The organism is Pseudarthrobacter sp. LMD1-1-1.1, from assembly GCF_040676255.1.
Taxonomy (GTDB): domain Bacteria; phylum Actinomycetota; class Actinomycetes; order Actinomycetales; family Micrococcaceae; genus Arthrobacter.
In genome coordinates this window covers 586,308-600,994 of record NZ_JBEGHP010000022.1, presented here as the reverse complement: position 1 = coordinate 600,994, position 14,687 = coordinate 586,308, and the positions used below count along the sequence as shown (strand labels likewise).

Annotated in this window: 13 protein-coding genes; 4 read left to right on the top strand and 9 right to left on the bottom strand. The window is 66.7% G+C overall.

Going from position 1 to position 14,687, the window contains the following annotated elements; genetic code table 11:
• Nucleotides 1–77: 77 nt before the first annotated feature.
• Both MRBLMD1_RS13280 and MRBLMD1_RS13275 read right to left on the bottom strand, forming a co-directional pair.
• Nucleotides 78–1,115: an AAA family ATPase gene (locus MRBLMD1_RS13280; RefSeq protein ID WP_159632260.1), complete on the bottom strand. Its 1,038-nt coding sequence runs from the start codon at nucleotides 1,113–1,115 to the stop codon at nucleotides 78–80.
• A 94-nt stretch (nucleotides 1,116–1,209) separates the two neighbouring features.
• On the bottom strand, nucleotides 1,210–3,018 hold the full coding sequence (locus tag MRBLMD1_RS13275; RefSeq protein ID WP_364400283.1) for an AMP-dependent synthetase/ligase: 1,809 nt from the start codon (nucleotides 3,016–3,018) through the stop codon (nucleotides 1,210–1,212).
• A gap of 170 nt (nucleotides 3,019–3,188) precedes the next feature.
• On the opposite strand from MRBLMD1_RS13275, the gene MRBLMD1_RS13270 reads away from it, so the two are divergent.
• Entirely contained in the window at nucleotides 3,189–4,277 is a 1,089-nt protein-coding gene (locus tag MRBLMD1_RS13270; RefSeq protein ID WP_159632258.1) for an ROK family glucokinase, read from the top strand.
• A 28-nt stretch (nucleotides 4,278–4,305) separates the two neighbouring features.
• Here the strand turns inward: MRBLMD1_RS13270 and MRBLMD1_RS13265 are convergent, their stop codons facing one another.
• From MRBLMD1_RS13265 to MRBLMD1_RS13255, 3 genes are read right to left on the bottom strand one after another with little or no spacing between them, the layout of a single operon-like run.
• Nucleotides 4,306–4,863: a hypothetical protein gene (locus tag MRBLMD1_RS13265; RefSeq protein WP_364400280.1), complete on the bottom strand. Its 558-nt coding sequence runs from the start codon at nucleotides 4,861–4,863 to the stop codon at nucleotides 4,306–4,308.
• Nucleotides 4,850–5,656 (bottom strand): alpha/beta hydrolase, encoded by an 807-nt coding sequence (locus tag MRBLMD1_RS13260; protein WP_364400277.1) that lies wholly within the window; start codon nucleotides 5,654–5,656, stop codon nucleotides 4,850–4,852. The genes MRBLMD1_RS13265 and MRBLMD1_RS13260 overlap by 14 nt, the downstream gene beginning before the upstream one ends.
• Nucleotides 5,653–6,441: an alpha/beta hydrolase gene (locus MRBLMD1_RS13255; RefSeq protein ID WP_364400274.1), complete on the bottom strand. Its 789-nt coding sequence runs from the start codon at nucleotides 6,439–6,441 to the stop codon at nucleotides 5,653–5,655. Before MRBLMD1_RS13255 ends, MRBLMD1_RS13260 begins: the two co-directional genes overlap by 4 nt.
• Before the next feature lie 110 nt (nucleotides 6,442–6,551).
• On the opposite strand from MRBLMD1_RS13255, the gene MRBLMD1_RS13250 reads away from it, so the two are divergent.
• Both MRBLMD1_RS13250 and MRBLMD1_RS13245 read left to right on the top strand, forming a co-directional pair.
• On the top strand, nucleotides 6,552–7,373 hold the full coding sequence (locus MRBLMD1_RS13250; protein WP_364400271.1) for a lysophospholipid acyltransferase family protein: 822 nt from the start codon (nucleotides 6,552–6,554) through the stop codon (nucleotides 7,371–7,373).
• A gap of 97 nt (nucleotides 7,374–7,470) precedes the next feature.
• Nucleotides 7,471–8,862, top strand: a complete 1,392-nt coding sequence (locus tag MRBLMD1_RS13245; RefSeq protein ID WP_159632253.1) for a class II 3-deoxy-7-phosphoheptulonate synthase — start codon at nucleotides 7,471–7,473, stop codon at nucleotides 8,860–8,862.
• A 51-nt stretch (nucleotides 8,863–8,913) separates the two neighbouring features.
• Here the strand turns inward: MRBLMD1_RS13245 and pknB are convergent, their stop codons facing one another.
• Together pknB and MRBLMD1_RS13235 are read right to left on the bottom strand one after the other, a co-directional pair.
• The gene (gene pknB, locus MRBLMD1_RS13240) at nucleotides 8,914–10,932 is read right to left on the bottom strand and encodes a Stk1 family PASTA domain-containing Ser/Thr kinase (RefSeq protein WP_364400268.1); all 2,019 of its coding nucleotides are present in this window, start codon (nucleotides 10,930–10,932) and stop codon (nucleotides 8,914–8,916) included.
• A 102-nt stretch (nucleotides 10,933–11,034) separates the two neighbouring features.
• Nucleotides 11,035–12,429, bottom strand: coding sequence for a LysM peptidoglycan-binding domain-containing protein (locus MRBLMD1_RS13235; RefSeq protein ID WP_364400265.1), 1,395 nt, complete (start codon nucleotides 12,427–12,429; stop codon nucleotides 11,035–11,037).
• 249 nt (nucleotides 12,430–12,678) lie between these two features.
• On the opposite strand from MRBLMD1_RS13235, the gene MRBLMD1_RS13230 reads away from it, so the two are divergent.
• Nucleotides 12,679–13,032: an Rv2175c family DNA-binding protein gene (locus MRBLMD1_RS13230; RefSeq protein WP_201302431.1), complete on the top strand. Its 354-nt coding sequence runs from the start codon at nucleotides 12,679–12,681 to the stop codon at nucleotides 13,030–13,032.
• Nucleotides 13,033–13,041: 9 nt separating this feature from the next.
• Here the strand turns inward: MRBLMD1_RS13230 and MRBLMD1_RS13225 are convergent, their stop codons facing one another.
• Together MRBLMD1_RS13225 and MRBLMD1_RS13220 are read right to left on the bottom strand one after the other, a co-directional pair.
• On the bottom strand, nucleotides 13,042–14,136 hold the full coding sequence (locus tag MRBLMD1_RS13225) for a polyprenyl synthetase family protein (RefSeq protein ID WP_224025668.1): 1,095 nt from the start codon (nucleotides 14,134–14,136) through the stop codon (nucleotides 13,042–13,044).
• Nucleotides 14,133–14,657 (bottom strand): hypothetical protein, encoded by a 525-nt coding sequence (locus tag MRBLMD1_RS13220; protein WP_159632250.1) that lies wholly within the window; start codon nucleotides 14,655–14,657, stop codon nucleotides 14,133–14,135. Before MRBLMD1_RS13220 ends, MRBLMD1_RS13225 begins: the two co-directional genes overlap by 4 nt.
• Between the last annotated feature and the right edge of the window lie 30 nt (nucleotides 14,658–14,687).

Below are 14,687 nucleotides of genomic sequence, written 5' to 3'. Positions count from 1 at the left end.
CGGCCTTCGGGGAGCAGTTTTGCGTGGAGAAGGAAAGCCCGCCATCCCGGGAACAGTGCAAAGCCGCAGTGGTCCGGTCAGGCCAGCCAGCGCCACCAGCGTGGCTGCTCCGGTTCCGGCGCCGGTTCAGGCTCCGGCTCCTCGCCGAGGGCCAGCGCGGCCTGGACGATGTCGTCCGCGGTGAGGGTCATGACGGCTTCACGATCGAGGGCGTCGAGGCTTTGTTCCTCGTCGAGCGAGAGCCGCAGCGCCTGGCGGTTGAGTGCCTGCTCGAACAGCGTGCGGGCGAACCGCGCGTTGCCGGAGTCTTCGCCCGCATGGAGCCCGGTGAAGATGCGGCGCAGCATCTGGTCCGCACCCGGCTCCAGCATGTACTCATGCTGGGCCAGCATCTGGTGGAAGATCGTCTGGAGCGCGTCCACGGAGTAATCGGGGAAGGTGATCTCACGGGCGAACCGGGAGCGCAGCCCGGGGTTCGAGAGCAGGAAGGACTCCATCAGCGCCGGATACCCTGCCACAATCACCACCAGGCGGTGGCGGTGGTCCTCCATCCGCTTGAGCAGGACCTCGATCGCCTCCGGGCCGAAGTCCATCCGGCCGTCCTCAGGGGCCAGCGCGTAGGCCTCATCGATGAACAGGACACCGTCCAGCGCGCGCCGGATCACCCGGTCCGTCTTGATGGCGGTCTGGCCGACGTACTGCCCCACCAGGCCCGAACGGTCCACCTCCACCAGGTGGCCTTTCTGCAGCAGGCCGACCGCGCGGTACATCTCGGCCAGGAGCCGCGCCACGGTGGTTTTGCCCGTGCCCGGGTTTCCCAGGAACACCAGGTGCTGTGATGTGGCAACCTCCGGCAGGCCGTGCGCCTTACGGCGTGCCTGGACCTGGAGCAGTGCGACGAGGGCCCGCACCTGTTCCTTCACGGTTTCCAGTCCGACCAGCGCGTCGAGTTCAGCCTGCACTTCGGACAGCGGCCGGGCCGGCCCGGGCCTGGCCCCCATGAGATCGCCCACGAGGTCGTCCACGCGCTCGGAACCGCCGGGCAGCTTGAGCTGATCGGCGAGGTGTCCGATGGTTTCGCGCAGGTCATCGAGCGGTTTGCGGCTGGCAGCCATGCAACCACTGTAGTACCCGATGCCGGACCAGGGGTGGTCCGTGGAACAGGAAAGGGTCCTCCCGCCATGGGAGGACCCTTTCGTGTTACCGGCCTCAGGAGCGCGGGGCGGAGTACATTTCCTCGATTACGCTTTCGAAGTCCTTCATGACCTGCGACCTTTTGACCTTCATTGACGGCGTGAGGTGCCCGGAGGCTTCGGTGAAGTCGGCCGGAACGATGCGGAAGGACTTGATGGCCTCGGCCTGGGAGACCGACGAATTTGCCGCGGTAATGAGGTCCTGCACTGCTGCCTTCACCACTGGATTGGCCGCTGCCTGCTCCAGGGTGGTGTCCGCCGGAAGGCCGTGGCGCTGGAGCCAGCCCGGCAGGGCTTCCTGGTCCAGGGTTACCAGGGCCCCGATGAAGGGCCTGTTGTCGCCCACCACGAGAACCTGCGATACCAGGGCGTCGGCACGGATCTGGTCCTCCAGCAGGGCCGGGATGACGTTCTTGCCGCCGGCGGTGACGATGATTTCCTTTTTGCGGCCGGTGATCCAGACGAAACCATCGTCATCCAGCTTGCCGATGTCCCCGGTATGGAACCAGCCATCCGTGAACGCCTCCGCGGTGAGGTCATCCCGCCCGTAGTAGCCGCGCATGACGCAGACTCCCTTGGCCAGGATCTCGCCGTCGTCGGCAATCTTGACGGAGTTGCCCGGGAGGGGCTTGCCCACGGAACCGATCTTGATCCGGGACGGGGTGTTCACCGTGATGGGCGCGGTGGTTTCGGTGAGCCCGTATCCCTCCAGCACCTGCAGGCCGATGCCCTGGAAGAAGTGGCCCAGCCGCTCGCCCAGGGGGCCGCCACCGGACACGGCATGGGCAACATGTCCACCCATGGCAGCCCGCAGCTTGCCGTAGACCAGCTTGTCGAACAACGCGTGCCGCAGCTTCAGGCTCAGTCCCACCCGTCCGTCCTGCCGCGCCTTCGAGAAGGCGATGGCAGTCTCGGCAGCCCGGTGGAAGATGGCGCCTTTGCCGCCGTCCTCGGCCTTGGTCAGCGCGGAGTTGTAGACCTTCTCGAAGACCCTGGGCACCGCCAGGATGAACGTCGGTTCGTAGCTCTGCAGGTCAGCCAGGAGGTTCTTGATGTCCGGGGTGTGGGCCACCGTGGTTCCGGCTGCCATCGCCAGTACCGAGATGTACCGGGCGAACACGTGGGCCAGCGGCAGGAACATGATGGTCTTGGCATGTTCGTGGACAATTTCGCCGATAATGCCCAGGGCATTGTCCGAGAGTTCCACGAAGTTGCCGTGCGTCAGCTCACAGCCCTTGGGGCGTCCCGTGGTTCCGGAGGTGTAGATGATGGTGGCGACGTCTCGCAGTCCCGCAGCTTTGCGGCGGGACTCGAGGTCCTCGTCGCTGACGCCGCGCCCTGCTTCCCGGAGGCTGTCCAGGCCCTGGCCCTCAAGCTGCCACACGTGCTGCACGTCCGTCAGGCCTTCGGCGGTGACGGCCTGGCGGATGATGTTCTCGTGCTGGGCGGACTCGCCGAACGCGGCCACCGCGCCGGAGTCGCCCAGGTTCCAGGCCACCTGGGAAGGGGAGGAGGTTTCATAGATGGGGACCGAGACCGCTCCTGCGAACCAGATGGAAAAGTCCACGAGAGACCACTCGTAGCGGGTACGGGACATGATGCCCACACGGTCACCGGCGCCGACTCCACTCGCCATGAGCCCCTTGGCCAAAGCCTTGACGTCGGCCAGGAATTCGGTGGCGGACACATTGCGCCACGCACCCGAGGCGTCCAGGCGGGAAAACAGTGCCGGGTTGCTGGGCTTGGCCGCCTGCCGCAGCACCAGGTCAGTGATGTTGGTTTCGGGCGGGACAACAACCAGGGGCGGAACACTGAATTCGCGCACTATAGCTCCTTTGATATCTGAAGTCCCGCGCAGGGGGTTTGCCTAAAGACTAGTACCCCGGGCGGAACAGTGCAGTACACAAACCTACTGGCGAGTAACTTAGCCGTCAATGGGCGCTGTGAAGGGCTGTATGTCAAGACAATGTTTCCGCCCGCCTAGAATGGTGGACTATGTACGGACCGTTGCCCGGCGATCAGGCCGGCCCCCTGAAAAGACCAGCTCCGTGGCGCCGCCGTCCCGCCACCCACCGTGCCGGACAGCTCCATGGCGGCACCGGCGGCCACCTCCGCCTGGGCCGCAAGGGACTGGCCATCGGAATCGACATCGGGGGAACCAAGGTCGCTGCCGGCGTGGTGGACGCCGAAGGACGGATCCTCAGCGAGGCCCGCCGCTCAACCCCCGGAACGGACCCGCGGGCAGTAGAGCAGGTCATTGTCGAACTGGTGGAGGAACTCGGCCGGGGGCACCGCATCTGGTCAGTGGGCATCGGCGCAGCCGGCTGGATGGACCTTGCCGGCGGAACCGTCCTTTTCAGCCCGCACCTGGCCTGGCGCAACGAGCCACTGCGTGACAACCTCCAGCGGCTCCTCCGCCGTCCGGTGCTCCTGACCAACGACGCCGATGCCGCAGCATGGGCTGAGTGGCGCTTCGGCGCCGGCCAGGGGGAGGACCGGCTGGTCTGCATCACGTTGGGTACCGGCATCGGCGGCGCCATGGTGATGGACGGCAGGGTGGAACGCGGCCGCTTTGGCGTGGCAGGGGAGTTTGGCCACCAGATCATCATGCCGGGCGGCCACCGTTGCGAATGCGGCAACCGCGGCTGCTGGGAACAGTACGCTTCCGGCAACGCCCTGGGGCGGGAAGCCCGGCTCCTGGCACGGTCCAACTCACCGATGGCCCAGGACCTGCTGGCGGCCGTGGGGGGACATCCGGAAGCGATCACCGGAGCCATCGTGACCGAACTGGCGCTCGCCGGCGACCCCGCTTCGCGGGAGCTGATCGAGGAGGTCGGCGAATGGCTGGGCCTCGGGCTGGCCAACCTGGCAGCGGCCCTGGACCCGGGGCTGTTCGTCATTGGCGGCGGCCTGTGCTCAGCGGGCGACCTGCTGGTGGAACCGGCCCGCAAGGCCTTCGCACGGAACCTGACGGGGCGCGGATTCCGCCCGGCTGCAGGGATCGAGCTGGCGGCCCTGGGCCCCAACGCGGGGCTCATCGGAGCTGCCGACCTTTCCCGCGTCAGCAGCCGCGTCCGCAGCTGAGGACGACGGCGGTGCGGCCGCCGGGGAGCTAGACCCTGGCGCCGTCGTCGTCGCCGTTCTTTTCCTGGGGCAGCTTCATGATCAGGTACACCGTGGCCAGCACGAACACCGCAACGATGCCAACGATGGCCAGCAGGGGCGCTGACCGCCAGAACATGGCTGAGAGCAGCAGTGCAACGGGTCCGCCGACGGCCCCTAGCCAGGCGAGCATGGTCAGGGGGTCGGTGCCGGCCAGGCTGGGCGGTTCCTCCGGCACGAACTCTTCGCCGTCGTCGTCCACGTCATAGTCCTTGGGACCCTCGCCGGGCACGTCCGCGCCATTCCCGGGCCGCGCCTGACGTTCGGCCGCGGACATTTCGGCGGGAGGAGTTCCCGCCAGCCCTAGGGGATCGAAGTCGCGGAACGTGGGTTGCGCGGGGGGTTCCGGCGCAGCAGCCACCGGACCGGTGGGCACATGTTCCCCGGGGGCGGGGGAATCGGGGCGAATCGCCACCGTGTCCGATTCCAGCCTTGCCACCAGGTCCAGCCAGACGGCGTCGTCCTGGTTGGCGCCCTGGTCCGGCTGGTCGGAGTCAGGCCTGTTCACTGCGGACCTCCTGTCCGGGCCGCGCCGGGCCGGCCGGCGAATCCTGAAGGGCGCGCCGGATGAACTCAACAGACCCCTCAAAGATGCGGTCGGCGTCGTTGTCCAGGGTCGCGACGTGGTAGCTGTTCTCCAGCCGCACCACTTCCAGCGGAGCGTGCGTCAGCCCGCGCCGGAGGGCGTCCATGCTGGCATCCGACACCACGTGGTCCACGGTGGAGCGGTAGACCTGCACGGGTGCGGTGACCCGGGGCAGGAGCCGGACGGTGTCCCTGAACATTTTGTTCAGTTCGTGGGCAGCGGCCACGGGTGTGCGTGCATAGGCACCCTCATCCATCCCTGCCTTGAGGATGTCATTGCCGATGGAGGGGGTGCTTTTGAGCACCAGCTTCAGGATCCCTGCCAAGGGCGCGCGGGGATCATCAATTACCAGGCCGGGGTTCACCAGGATCACTCCCGCGACAGGCCGGGTGGCCGCAATGCGCAGGGCCAGAGCCCCGCCCATGCTCAGGCCGGCTGCGAAGACCTGGTCGCACTCCGCGTCCAGTTCCAGGAAGGCGTCATCCAGGGCGCCGTGCCACTGCTGCCAGCGGGTGCGGGCCAGATCCTGCCACGTGGTCCCGTGGCCGGGCAGCAGCGGCATGCGGACGGCAAAACCGGCTGCGGCGAACGCCGCGGCCCAGGCGCGCAGGCCATGGGGGCTTCCCGTGAAGCCGTGGGACAGGACCACCCCCGTGCGGGATCCTTCGCCGCTGAAGGGGCTGGTGAACGGGCTGTGGTCCGGACCGGAGGTCATGGCGTCTCCAAGGGACTGGTGTGGCGGGCGTGGGCGGCGACGAATTCTCCTGACCTGGCGAAGATCGCGGGCGCGTCAACGTCCAGAGTAGCCACATGGCCGCTGCTGGCAAGGTCCACCACGTCGGTGAGGTTCGCGCCCAACCCCGTCCGCAGCAGGGCCAGCGATGTGGGCGGGACCACGGCGTCGGTACGCGACTTGAAGACCTGGACCGGGGCGTCGACACCGGGCAGCGCCCGTACGGTTGCACCGAACAGTTTCTTGAGCTCATGCACTGCCGCGAGCGGCGTCAGGGAGTAATCGCCATCGTTCGTCGCCGGCGCCCCGGTCTGCTCCTCCTGGATGGGGACCGTGGTCCGCTGGAAGTATTTGAGGAGGCCGATGATCCGCACCCGGCGGTCGTAGAAGCTCAGGCCCGGGTTAACCACGCTGACCCCTGCCACCGGGTGTCGCGATGCTGCGAGGAGGGCAATCGCACCGCCCATCGACAGGCCCGCCGTAAAACAGGAATCCGTCCGGGCCGCCAGCTCGAGGAGGGCCTTTTCGTAGCTGCGGTACCAGTCCTGCCAGCCGGTCAGCGCGAGCTGGCGCCAGTCTGTTCCATGCCCCGGCAGAAGCGGGACGGATACGGCGTATCCGAGGTCCGCGAGGTGCTGTGCCCACGGCATGATACTCAGGGGACTGCCCGTGAAACCGTGGCAAATGGCCACCCCGGTGCGGGCGTTGGCGCCGTGGCCCGGATAACTGAAAGCGGCCGGACGGGACGGGGGGCTGCTTTCAGTCATGACTCCATCGTGTCACTGTTCCAGCCAAATCTCACTAGAGTAGGGTTGCATTGAATCGCTGGCCAGGCCCGACGCAGGGCCTGGGGCTGCCTTCCGGAGAGGTTCACCACGTGTTCTATTGGGTCATGAAAAGGATCTTCCTCGGTCCGGTGATCAAGCTGCTCTTCAGGCCCTGGGTCAAGGGCCTGGACAACATTCCGGCGCAGGGGGCCGCCATCATCGCCTCCAACCACCTGTCGTTCTCCGACTCCATCTTCATGCCGCTCATGGTGCGGCGCCCTGTGGTCTTCCTCGCCAAGTCGGAGTACTTCACGGGAACCGGCATCAAGGGCAGGCTCACGGCCGCGTTCTTCCGCCTCACCAACCAATTGCCCATGGACCGCTCCGGGGGCGCTGCCTCCGCCGCGTCCCTGAACGCAGGGATGGAAGTACTCAGCGCCGGCGGCCTGCTGGGCATCTACCCGGAGGGCACGCGAAGCCCCGACGGACGGTTGTACCGCGGCAAGGTAGGCGTGGCACGGTTGGCGCTCCAGGCCGGGGTCCCCGTGATCCCCGTCGCCATGATCGGCACCGACAAGGTCCAGCCCATCGGCAAGCGCCTGCCCAACATCCGCAGGATCGGCATGATCTTCGGCGAACCGCTGGATTTCAGCCAGTACCGGGAGCAGGCCGAGGACCGCACGGTCCAGCGCCAGGTCACGGACGAGATCATGTCCCGGCTGATGCGGCTCTCCGGCCAGGAGTACGTGGATGAATACGCGGCCGTGGTGAAGCTGCGGCTGGCCGGGAAGCCGGAGGAACCGCGGGCTGCCGCCGAGCCCCTCGCGGCCCCGGCAGCCTCCGGAGACGGATTCGTCCAGGACTCCGGGTCAGGCCCGGCGCCGGGCCGCCCCGGTGTGGAGGACGACGCCGGCACAGAGGCCGCGGGATAGCGGAACCTTCCGGCGGCCCGGGGCAGTTGTGACGGGGACAGCGGGCAGCGTGACGGTCCGGTGCCCGCCGCTGCCGCCCTGCCGCTAGTCTTAGAGGGTGACTGAGCTATCTGCAAAACCAGCCTTTTCTCTGTCCAGCACCGCCCAGAGCGGAGCGGCCAACTATCCCGGACTGGACCACTGGCGGGACCTTCCCATCTCCCAGCAGCCCAGCTGGCAGGACCGGGATGTCTTTGAGGCCTCGGTGAAGGAACTGTCGGTCCTGCCGCCGCTGGTGTTTGCAGGCGAAGTGGACGTCCTTCGCGAGCGGCTGGCTGCCGCTGCCCAGGGCAAGGCGTTCCTCCTGCAGGGCGGCGACTGCGCCGAGACCTTCGAGGCTGCCACGGCGGACAAGATCAGCGCCCGAGTCAAAACCATCCTCCAGATGGCCGTGGTGCTCACCTACGGTGCCGCGATGCCGGTCATCAAGATGGGCCGCATGGCGGGCCAGTTCGCCAAGCCGCGCTCCTCCAATGACGAAACACGTGACGGCGTGACCCTGCCCGCCTACCGCGGCGACATCGTCAACGGGTACGACTTCACCCCCGAGTCGCGCGGCCACGACGCCGCGCGCATGCTGCGGGCGTATCACACGTCGGCCTCCACCCTGAACCTCATCCGCGCCTTCACACAGGGCGGTTTCGCGGACCTGCGCTCCGTGCACCAGTGGAACAAGGGGTTCACCGAAAACCCAGCCCACGCCCGTTACGAATCACTGGCCCGCGACATTGACCGTGCCATCAAGTTCATGGACTCCTGCGGCGCCGACTTCGAAGCCCTCAAGCGGGTGGAATTCTTCGCAAGCCATGAGGCCCTGCTCTTGGATTACGAACGCGCGCTGACCCGCATCGACTCCCGCACCGGCTTCCCGTACGACACCTCGGCCCACTTCCTCTGGATCGGCGAGCGTACCCGGGAACTGGACCACGCCCACGTCGACTTCCTCTCGCGGGTACGCAACCCCATCGGCGTGAAGCTGGGTCCGTCCACCACCGGTGACGACGCCCTGCGCCTGATCGACAAGCTCGACCCGGACCGCGAGCCCGGCCGCCTCACCTTCATCACCCGCATGGGCGCCGGCAACATCCGCGAAAAGCTGCCGGCCGTCGTCGAGAAGGTCACCGCCTCCGGGGCGCAGGTCCTGTGGGTCACCGACCCCATGCACGGCAACACCGTCACCTCGCCCAACGGGTACAAGACGCGGAACTTCGACGACGTCATCGACGAAGTGCGCGGGTTCTTCGAGGTGCACCACGGACTGGGGACGGTACCGGGCGGCCTGCACGTGGAGATGACAGGCGACGACGTCGCCGAGTGCCTGGGCGGCGCCGACCCGATCGACCAGGATGCGTTCCTGGACCGCTACGAGTCTGTCTGCGATCCCCGCCTGAACCACATGCAGTCACTCGAAATGGCCTTCCTGGTGGCCGGCGCGCTCGCCAAGCACTAGGAACCAAGCCAAACGGTTCCAGGTGGGCAGGCTGATGCCTGCCCACCTGGACTACACCACCGTGATGGTGACGACGGAGCCTTCCGGGACCTCCCGGTCCACCGGCGACTGGTCCCGCACGGTGCCGAAGAAGCCACCCAGGATGTTGTTCACCCGGACCTGGAAGCCCAGTGCCTCGAGCGCCTTGCGTGCCTCCGAGGCCTGCTTGCCGATGAAGCTGGGGACAGCCACCATCTTCGGGCCCTTGGAAATGGTCAGGGTCACCGTGCCGCCCCTGGTCAGCGTCCCGTTGGCCGGGGACTGGCTGACCACGGCGCCCTCCGGAACGTTCCGGTCGAACACCTGGTCGGGGGCTACCTCGGCAGTAAGGCCTGCTGCCTCAACCGCAGCGACGGCGTCGTCCTCGGCCTTACCGACGACCGACGGAACGGCAATAGGCTGCGGTCCCTTGGAAACCGTAAGTCCCACGGGAGTACCGTGCCGGGCAGGGGTGCCGGCAGCGGGATCCTGGGACAGGACGGTACCGGCAGCTGCTTCCTCATCAAATTTTTCGGTGACCGTCCCCAGCGCCATCTCCGCCGCGTTCAGGGCGCTCTTCGCCGCGTCCAGAGTCCCGCCGGTGAGTGGTGGCAATGGGAAAAGCTGCGGCCCCTTGGACACCAGCAATGAGACGGGCTGGAACTTCCGGATTTCCGTCCCAGCGGCAGGCTCACTGCCCACCACGAGTCCGGTGGGCACGTCGTCGTCGAAGACGTCGCTCGTGGTGGAGCGGAAGCCCACCCCGTTGAGCAGTTGCTGGGCCTGTGCCACTGTCTTGTTGGCTACTGCCGGCACGGCAGCGGCGGCACCGGGGCCCATGCCGAAGAACCAGCCCGCGCCCGTCGCCAGCAGGGTCGCGAGGATGAGGACCACCACCCAGATGAAGCCGCGGCGGCGCGGATTTCCCTCCCGCAGGGTACGAACCGGTGTGGCGGCGGCCAGCGCGCGGAGCTTCTCGCTATCCCGGTCCGCTTTCCGCTGCGCCCGCTTGCCCAGCCGCGGCGGCGGGGGAGACCAGCCGCTGTCCGCATCGTCGTCGTCGGGCAGCGTAAGCCCGGGCGGGTAAGCTGGCGCTGCCGGCCGGGAGGGAGGAAGCAGCGTTGTCGGATTGCTGGTGCGGCCCAGAATTTCCGTCGCGTGCTGCGACGCAGCGGCGGCCGCTGCCGGCGGCTGCAGGTCCAGCTCCGCATCGGTGAGGTTGGTCCGGATGTGGCGCAGCTCCTGGAGCAGCGCGTTGCCGTCCACGGGCCGGTTCTCGGGATCGTTGGCGGTACACCACTGCACCAGTTCATCCACTTCGCCGGCCAGCCGGGGGACCAGGTCCGACGGCGGCCCGACCATCCCGTTGACGTGCTGGTAGGCCACCTGGATGGGTACTTCGCCCTCGAACGGCGGCCGCCCGGTCAGCATTTCGTACAGCATGATGCCCACCGAGTAGACGTCGCTGCGCGCATCCGCCGGCTTGCCGAGGACCAGCTCCGGCGAGATGTAGGCCACGGTCCCGATCAGGGCTCCGGTGCTGGTTGAGCTGGTTACGGCACGGGCGAGGCCGAAGTCGCCGATCTTGATCCGGCCGTCGTCGGCGATCAGGACGTTTTCCGGCTTCACGTCGCGGTGGATGAAACCGGCTGCGTGTGCCGCTCCCAGCCCCTCCACTACCGGATCTATCAGTGCCAGAGCCAGCCGTGGTGGCAGGGCGCCCCGGTCGCGGAGGACGTCCCTGAGCGTGTGGCCCTTGATGTATTCCATGACGAGGTAGGCGGTGTTGCCGTCGTTTCCCTGGTCCAAAACACCCACTACGTGCGGATGGGACAGGCGGGCGGCGGCCTTGGCCTCGCGGCCCAGCCTGCCCAGGAAGTTTTCATCGGCTGCGAGGTGGGGATGCAGCACCTTGAGGGCCACCTCACGGTCCAGTCTTTGGTCCACGGCCAGGTAGACGGTGGACATCCCGCCACGGGCGATCCTGGAAGTGACGGCATAGCGGTTGTCCACCAGCGTCCCTACAACTGGGTCTGACACGTGTTCCTGCACCTTACGATCCTAATCCCGCAGCAAAACGCGTCTGAAATGAAAACGGGTCCGAACCGGTAACGGTTCGGACCCGCAATCATGAAATTGGTCAGCGGCCGGAGCTCAGCTGAAGTTCTTCTGGTGCGCCTTGATGGCTGCCAGGTAGGCCTTGGTGTCGTCGTACATACCGTTCTTGCTCACCGAGTACTGGCCCTGGTAGTAACCGGCGATGGCGGTGTCCTGGTCCTTGCTGGTGGCCAGGAGCTGCCGGATGATGGCTACTCCGGCCGTGGCGTTGTCGTACGGGTCCAGCAGGTTCAGCTTCCGTCCAACCAGGTCCGAGGCCCACTGCCCGGAGCTCGGAATGACCTGCATGGTGCCGATCGCGTTGGCGGGCGACACGGCGCGCTGGTTGAAGCCGGATTCCTGGAAGGCGAAAGCCAACGCCAGGGAGGGGTCCACGCCCATGCGGCGTGCCGTGTCCGCAACGATGTTCTTCATTTCGTCCCGCGAGGGAACGGGCGAGGCGTTCAGCAGGGCCTTGTTTTCATTGGCGGAGCTGACAACAGCGGCCGGGTAGCTGAACCCCAGGAAAGAACTGGGCACCAGGGGAGCGGCTGCGGGCTGGGGTGCTGCTGCGGGCTGTGCTGCCTGGCCGGAGCCCCCGGGAATCACCAGCTTGCTGCCCGGGTAGATAACCGTGGTCATGCCCAGCTTGTTCGCGGCGAGCAGGTCCGACAGCTTGACGCCGTGGCGCGACGCGATGGCGGAGAGCGTGTCGCCGGCCTTGATGGTGTAGGAGCCCGTTGCCGGTGCCGCGGTGTTTGCCAGCGGTGCAGGTGCAGGTGCGGCGGGAGCCGGGGCTGCGGGGGCGGGCGCGGAATCGCCGCCGCCCACCTTGACCTTCTGTCCCGGGTAGATGATGGAGCGCATGGAGAGGTTGTTCCAGGTGAAGACGTCCGAGAGGGAGACGTTGTGCCTGGCCGCGATGGCACCAAGGGTGTCGCCGGGCTTTACCGTGTAGGTCGCGCCGCCCGCGGGGGCCGGCGCTGCGGGAGCCGGAGCTGCGGGTGCAGCGGCGGGTGCAGGAGCCGCAGGCTCCGCGGAGCCGGACAGCTTGAGCTTCTGGCCCGGGTAAATGATCGTGTTGGCCTGCAGGTTGTTCAGCTTCAGGATGTCCCCGGTGTTCAGGCCGAACCGGCCGGCGATCCCGCTGACGGTATCCCCACGGAGGATCGTGTACTCGGCGGGTGCCGCCGGCTGCGCGGGCTGGAACGCTGCGGGAATGGTGGTGGAGACAACTGCGGCGGGGATTACGGTGCCGGCCGCTTTCGCTGCAGCCTGTGCCTTCATTGCAGCTGCAAGGCTGCTGGGAATGTTCCGTACGGGCTGCTGGGCGGTCGCCGGCTGGGCGAGGGCCAAAGATGACAATACGACCGCTGGCAGCGCCGCAGTGGTGGCGGCAATCATCGGCAGGCTCGGCTTGGGGGGCTGCTTGGGCGAGCGGGACATCGTCATCGGAAAGAATCCTCTTCTCAACTGCGGGTGCGGACGCGGACGGGGGTGCCGCTGTCAATCTTGATACTACTGTGACTCAAGTTATTAGTGTTACAACTGTGATGTGTGTGAATCTCTCATGAATTTGCGGATAGCACAAGAATTTTGGAAATTCGGGTAATAGCTTCTTTTTGGGAGTGTCCCCAGGCCAGGGGCGGAATGAAATGCGCCGACTAGGCGCCGGGGTGGGCGGCGTGGCAACCTTGATCCGTGAGTAACGTAGAAAACCTGGTGGGCGAGTGGTTGCCGCTGCCCGACGTCGCCCGTTTGTTGGATGTATCAATCACCAAGGTGCACAGCCTTATTGACGAGCGTTCCCTGGCGGCTTTGCGCGTGGGGGACCGGAAAATCCGCTCGGTACCCGCGGAGTTCATCCAGGACGGCCAGGTAGTGGACAGCCTTAAGGGAACCATCGTGGTGCTGGCGGACGCCGGCTATTCAGACGAGGACCTTATTGTGTGGCTGTTTACGCAAGACGAGTCACTGCGTGGCCGCCCCATCGACGCCCTGCGCGAAGGCCGCAAGACGGAAATCAGGCGCAGGGCCCAGACCCTGGCCTGGTAACAGCCCGCTTCAGGAGGCTCGGCTGACCGTCGCTTCGGCCAGCCTCCGGAGGGCGGTTTTGGGCAACTCTTCCAGTTCAAGCCCGTCAAGTGCATCGAAGGCTGCCGAGCCGAATTCATTGATGAGGACTTCGGTGGCCTGGAGCGCTCCGGAGTCCTCGATGATCCGCCGGATCTCCAGGATGTCAGCGTCCGACAGATCCGGGCTGCCCAGGCTGGCATCGATGAATGCCGACTCTTCCGGCGAAGCCTGGTCCAGGGCGAGTGCCACCAAAACCGTCCGCTTTCCTTCGCGCAGGTCGTCGCCGGCCGGCTTCCCGGTGGTCAGCGGATCACCAAACACGCCCAGGACGTCATCGCGGAGCTGGAACGCTTCGCCCAGCGGGAGGGCAAATGCCGAGTAGCCCCGGAGCAGCTCATTGGTGGCTCCGGCCAGGGCCCCACCCAGGGCCAGGGGGTGTTCGGTGGAGTACTTGGCACTCTTGAACCGGATGATCGACTGGGCCCTGCCGACGGCACCGGCCCGGTCCCGGACCGGACCTGCTACTTCTTCCAGGATGTCCAGGTACTGGCCGGCCATGACCTCTGCCCGCATGAGGTTGAAGATGAGCCTGGCCCGGCTGCCCGACGCAGCCCGTTCGCCGATGTCAGTGAACGCCTCTTCGCTGAAGGAAAGGCAAAGGTCGCCCGCAAGGATGGCAGCGGCTTGGCCAAACCGTTCGCTGTCCAGCGCCCAGCCCTGCGCAGTGTGCAGCTGGCTGAAACGGCGGTGCACGCTGGGACCGCCCCGCCGCGTATCCGAACGGTCGATGATGTCATCGTGGATCAGGGCGGCCGCCTGGAACAGTTCAAGTGCGGCACCGGCCGTGACGACCTGGCTGGCCCCCGCCTCGCCGCCCGCGCCCCGCCAGCCCCAGTAGCACATCAGCGCCCGGAGGCGCTTGCCGCCGGTGACCAAATTGGAGATCGAGCCCATGATGGGTTCGATGTCGGGGGAAATGCCGGACATGACCGACTGCCGTGCCGTCAGGAAGCCTGTGAGCTCCCCGGCCACCCCTGCTACAAAGTCGGCCTGTTCATTCCTTAACTGCTCCGCGGCGGTCACTTTACCGACTCAGCAGCCACGTTGGCACCAATGGTGAAGGTGGAGACGCCGGCAGCTTCCACGACGGAGAGATTAACAGTCTCGTTGTCACCGCGGACGAAATCCTTGGATGCCACCCCGCCGACGTTGTCGCCCGGAACGGCCTTGAAACCCTGGCCCTCCAGAACCTTGCTGTAGAAATCGATGACAGAGGCGGTGGGCGCTTTGACGGTTCCCACGAGTGCCGCCGTGGACGGGGAAGACGCCTTGTCAAAGCTGCTGGACACCACCGTTGCACCGGTCATCAGCGGGAGGAGCTGCTGCGGAAAGCCCTCCACCACGGCGCCAACGGTTGCCGAGGTATTGGGCGACGCCGAGGGGCTCGGCGAGGCTGTCAGGGAGGACTGAGTGGCGGCGACGGAAGCGGATTGGGCTGGCTCGGCTTGTCCGGACGGGGCCTGGCTGCAGGCAGCCAAGACCAGCGCTCCGGCGGCGGCAAGCGCGGCGAGGCCAGCCGGCTTGAAGTATCCAATAGCCGTCACGACGACTTTCCTCCTGGTGTTGTGGGGGCG

Bases quoted from the DNA above. Each gene is read 5' to 3' on its own strand.
- MRBLMD1_RS13280 (WP_159632260.1), bottom strand. From the start codon at position 1,115: ATGGCTGCCAGCCGCAAACCGCTCGATGACCTGCGCGAAACCATCGGA.
- MRBLMD1_RS13235 (WP_364400265.1), bottom strand. From the start codon at position 12,429: ATGACGATGTCCCGCTCGCCCAAGCAGCCCCCCAAGCCGAGCCTGCCG.
- MRBLMD1_RS13260 (WP_364400277.1), bottom strand. From the start codon at position 5,656: ATGACCTCCGGTCCGGACCACAGCCCGTTCACCAGCCCCTTCAGCGGC.
- MRBLMD1_RS13255 (WP_364400274.1), bottom strand. From the start codon at position 6,441: ATGACTGAAAGCAGCCCCCCGTCCCGTCCGGCCGCTTTCAGTTATCCG.
- MRBLMD1_RS13270 (WP_159632258.1), top strand. From the start codon at position 3,189: ATGTACGGACCGTTGCCCGGCGATCAGGCCGGCCCCCTGAAAAGACCA.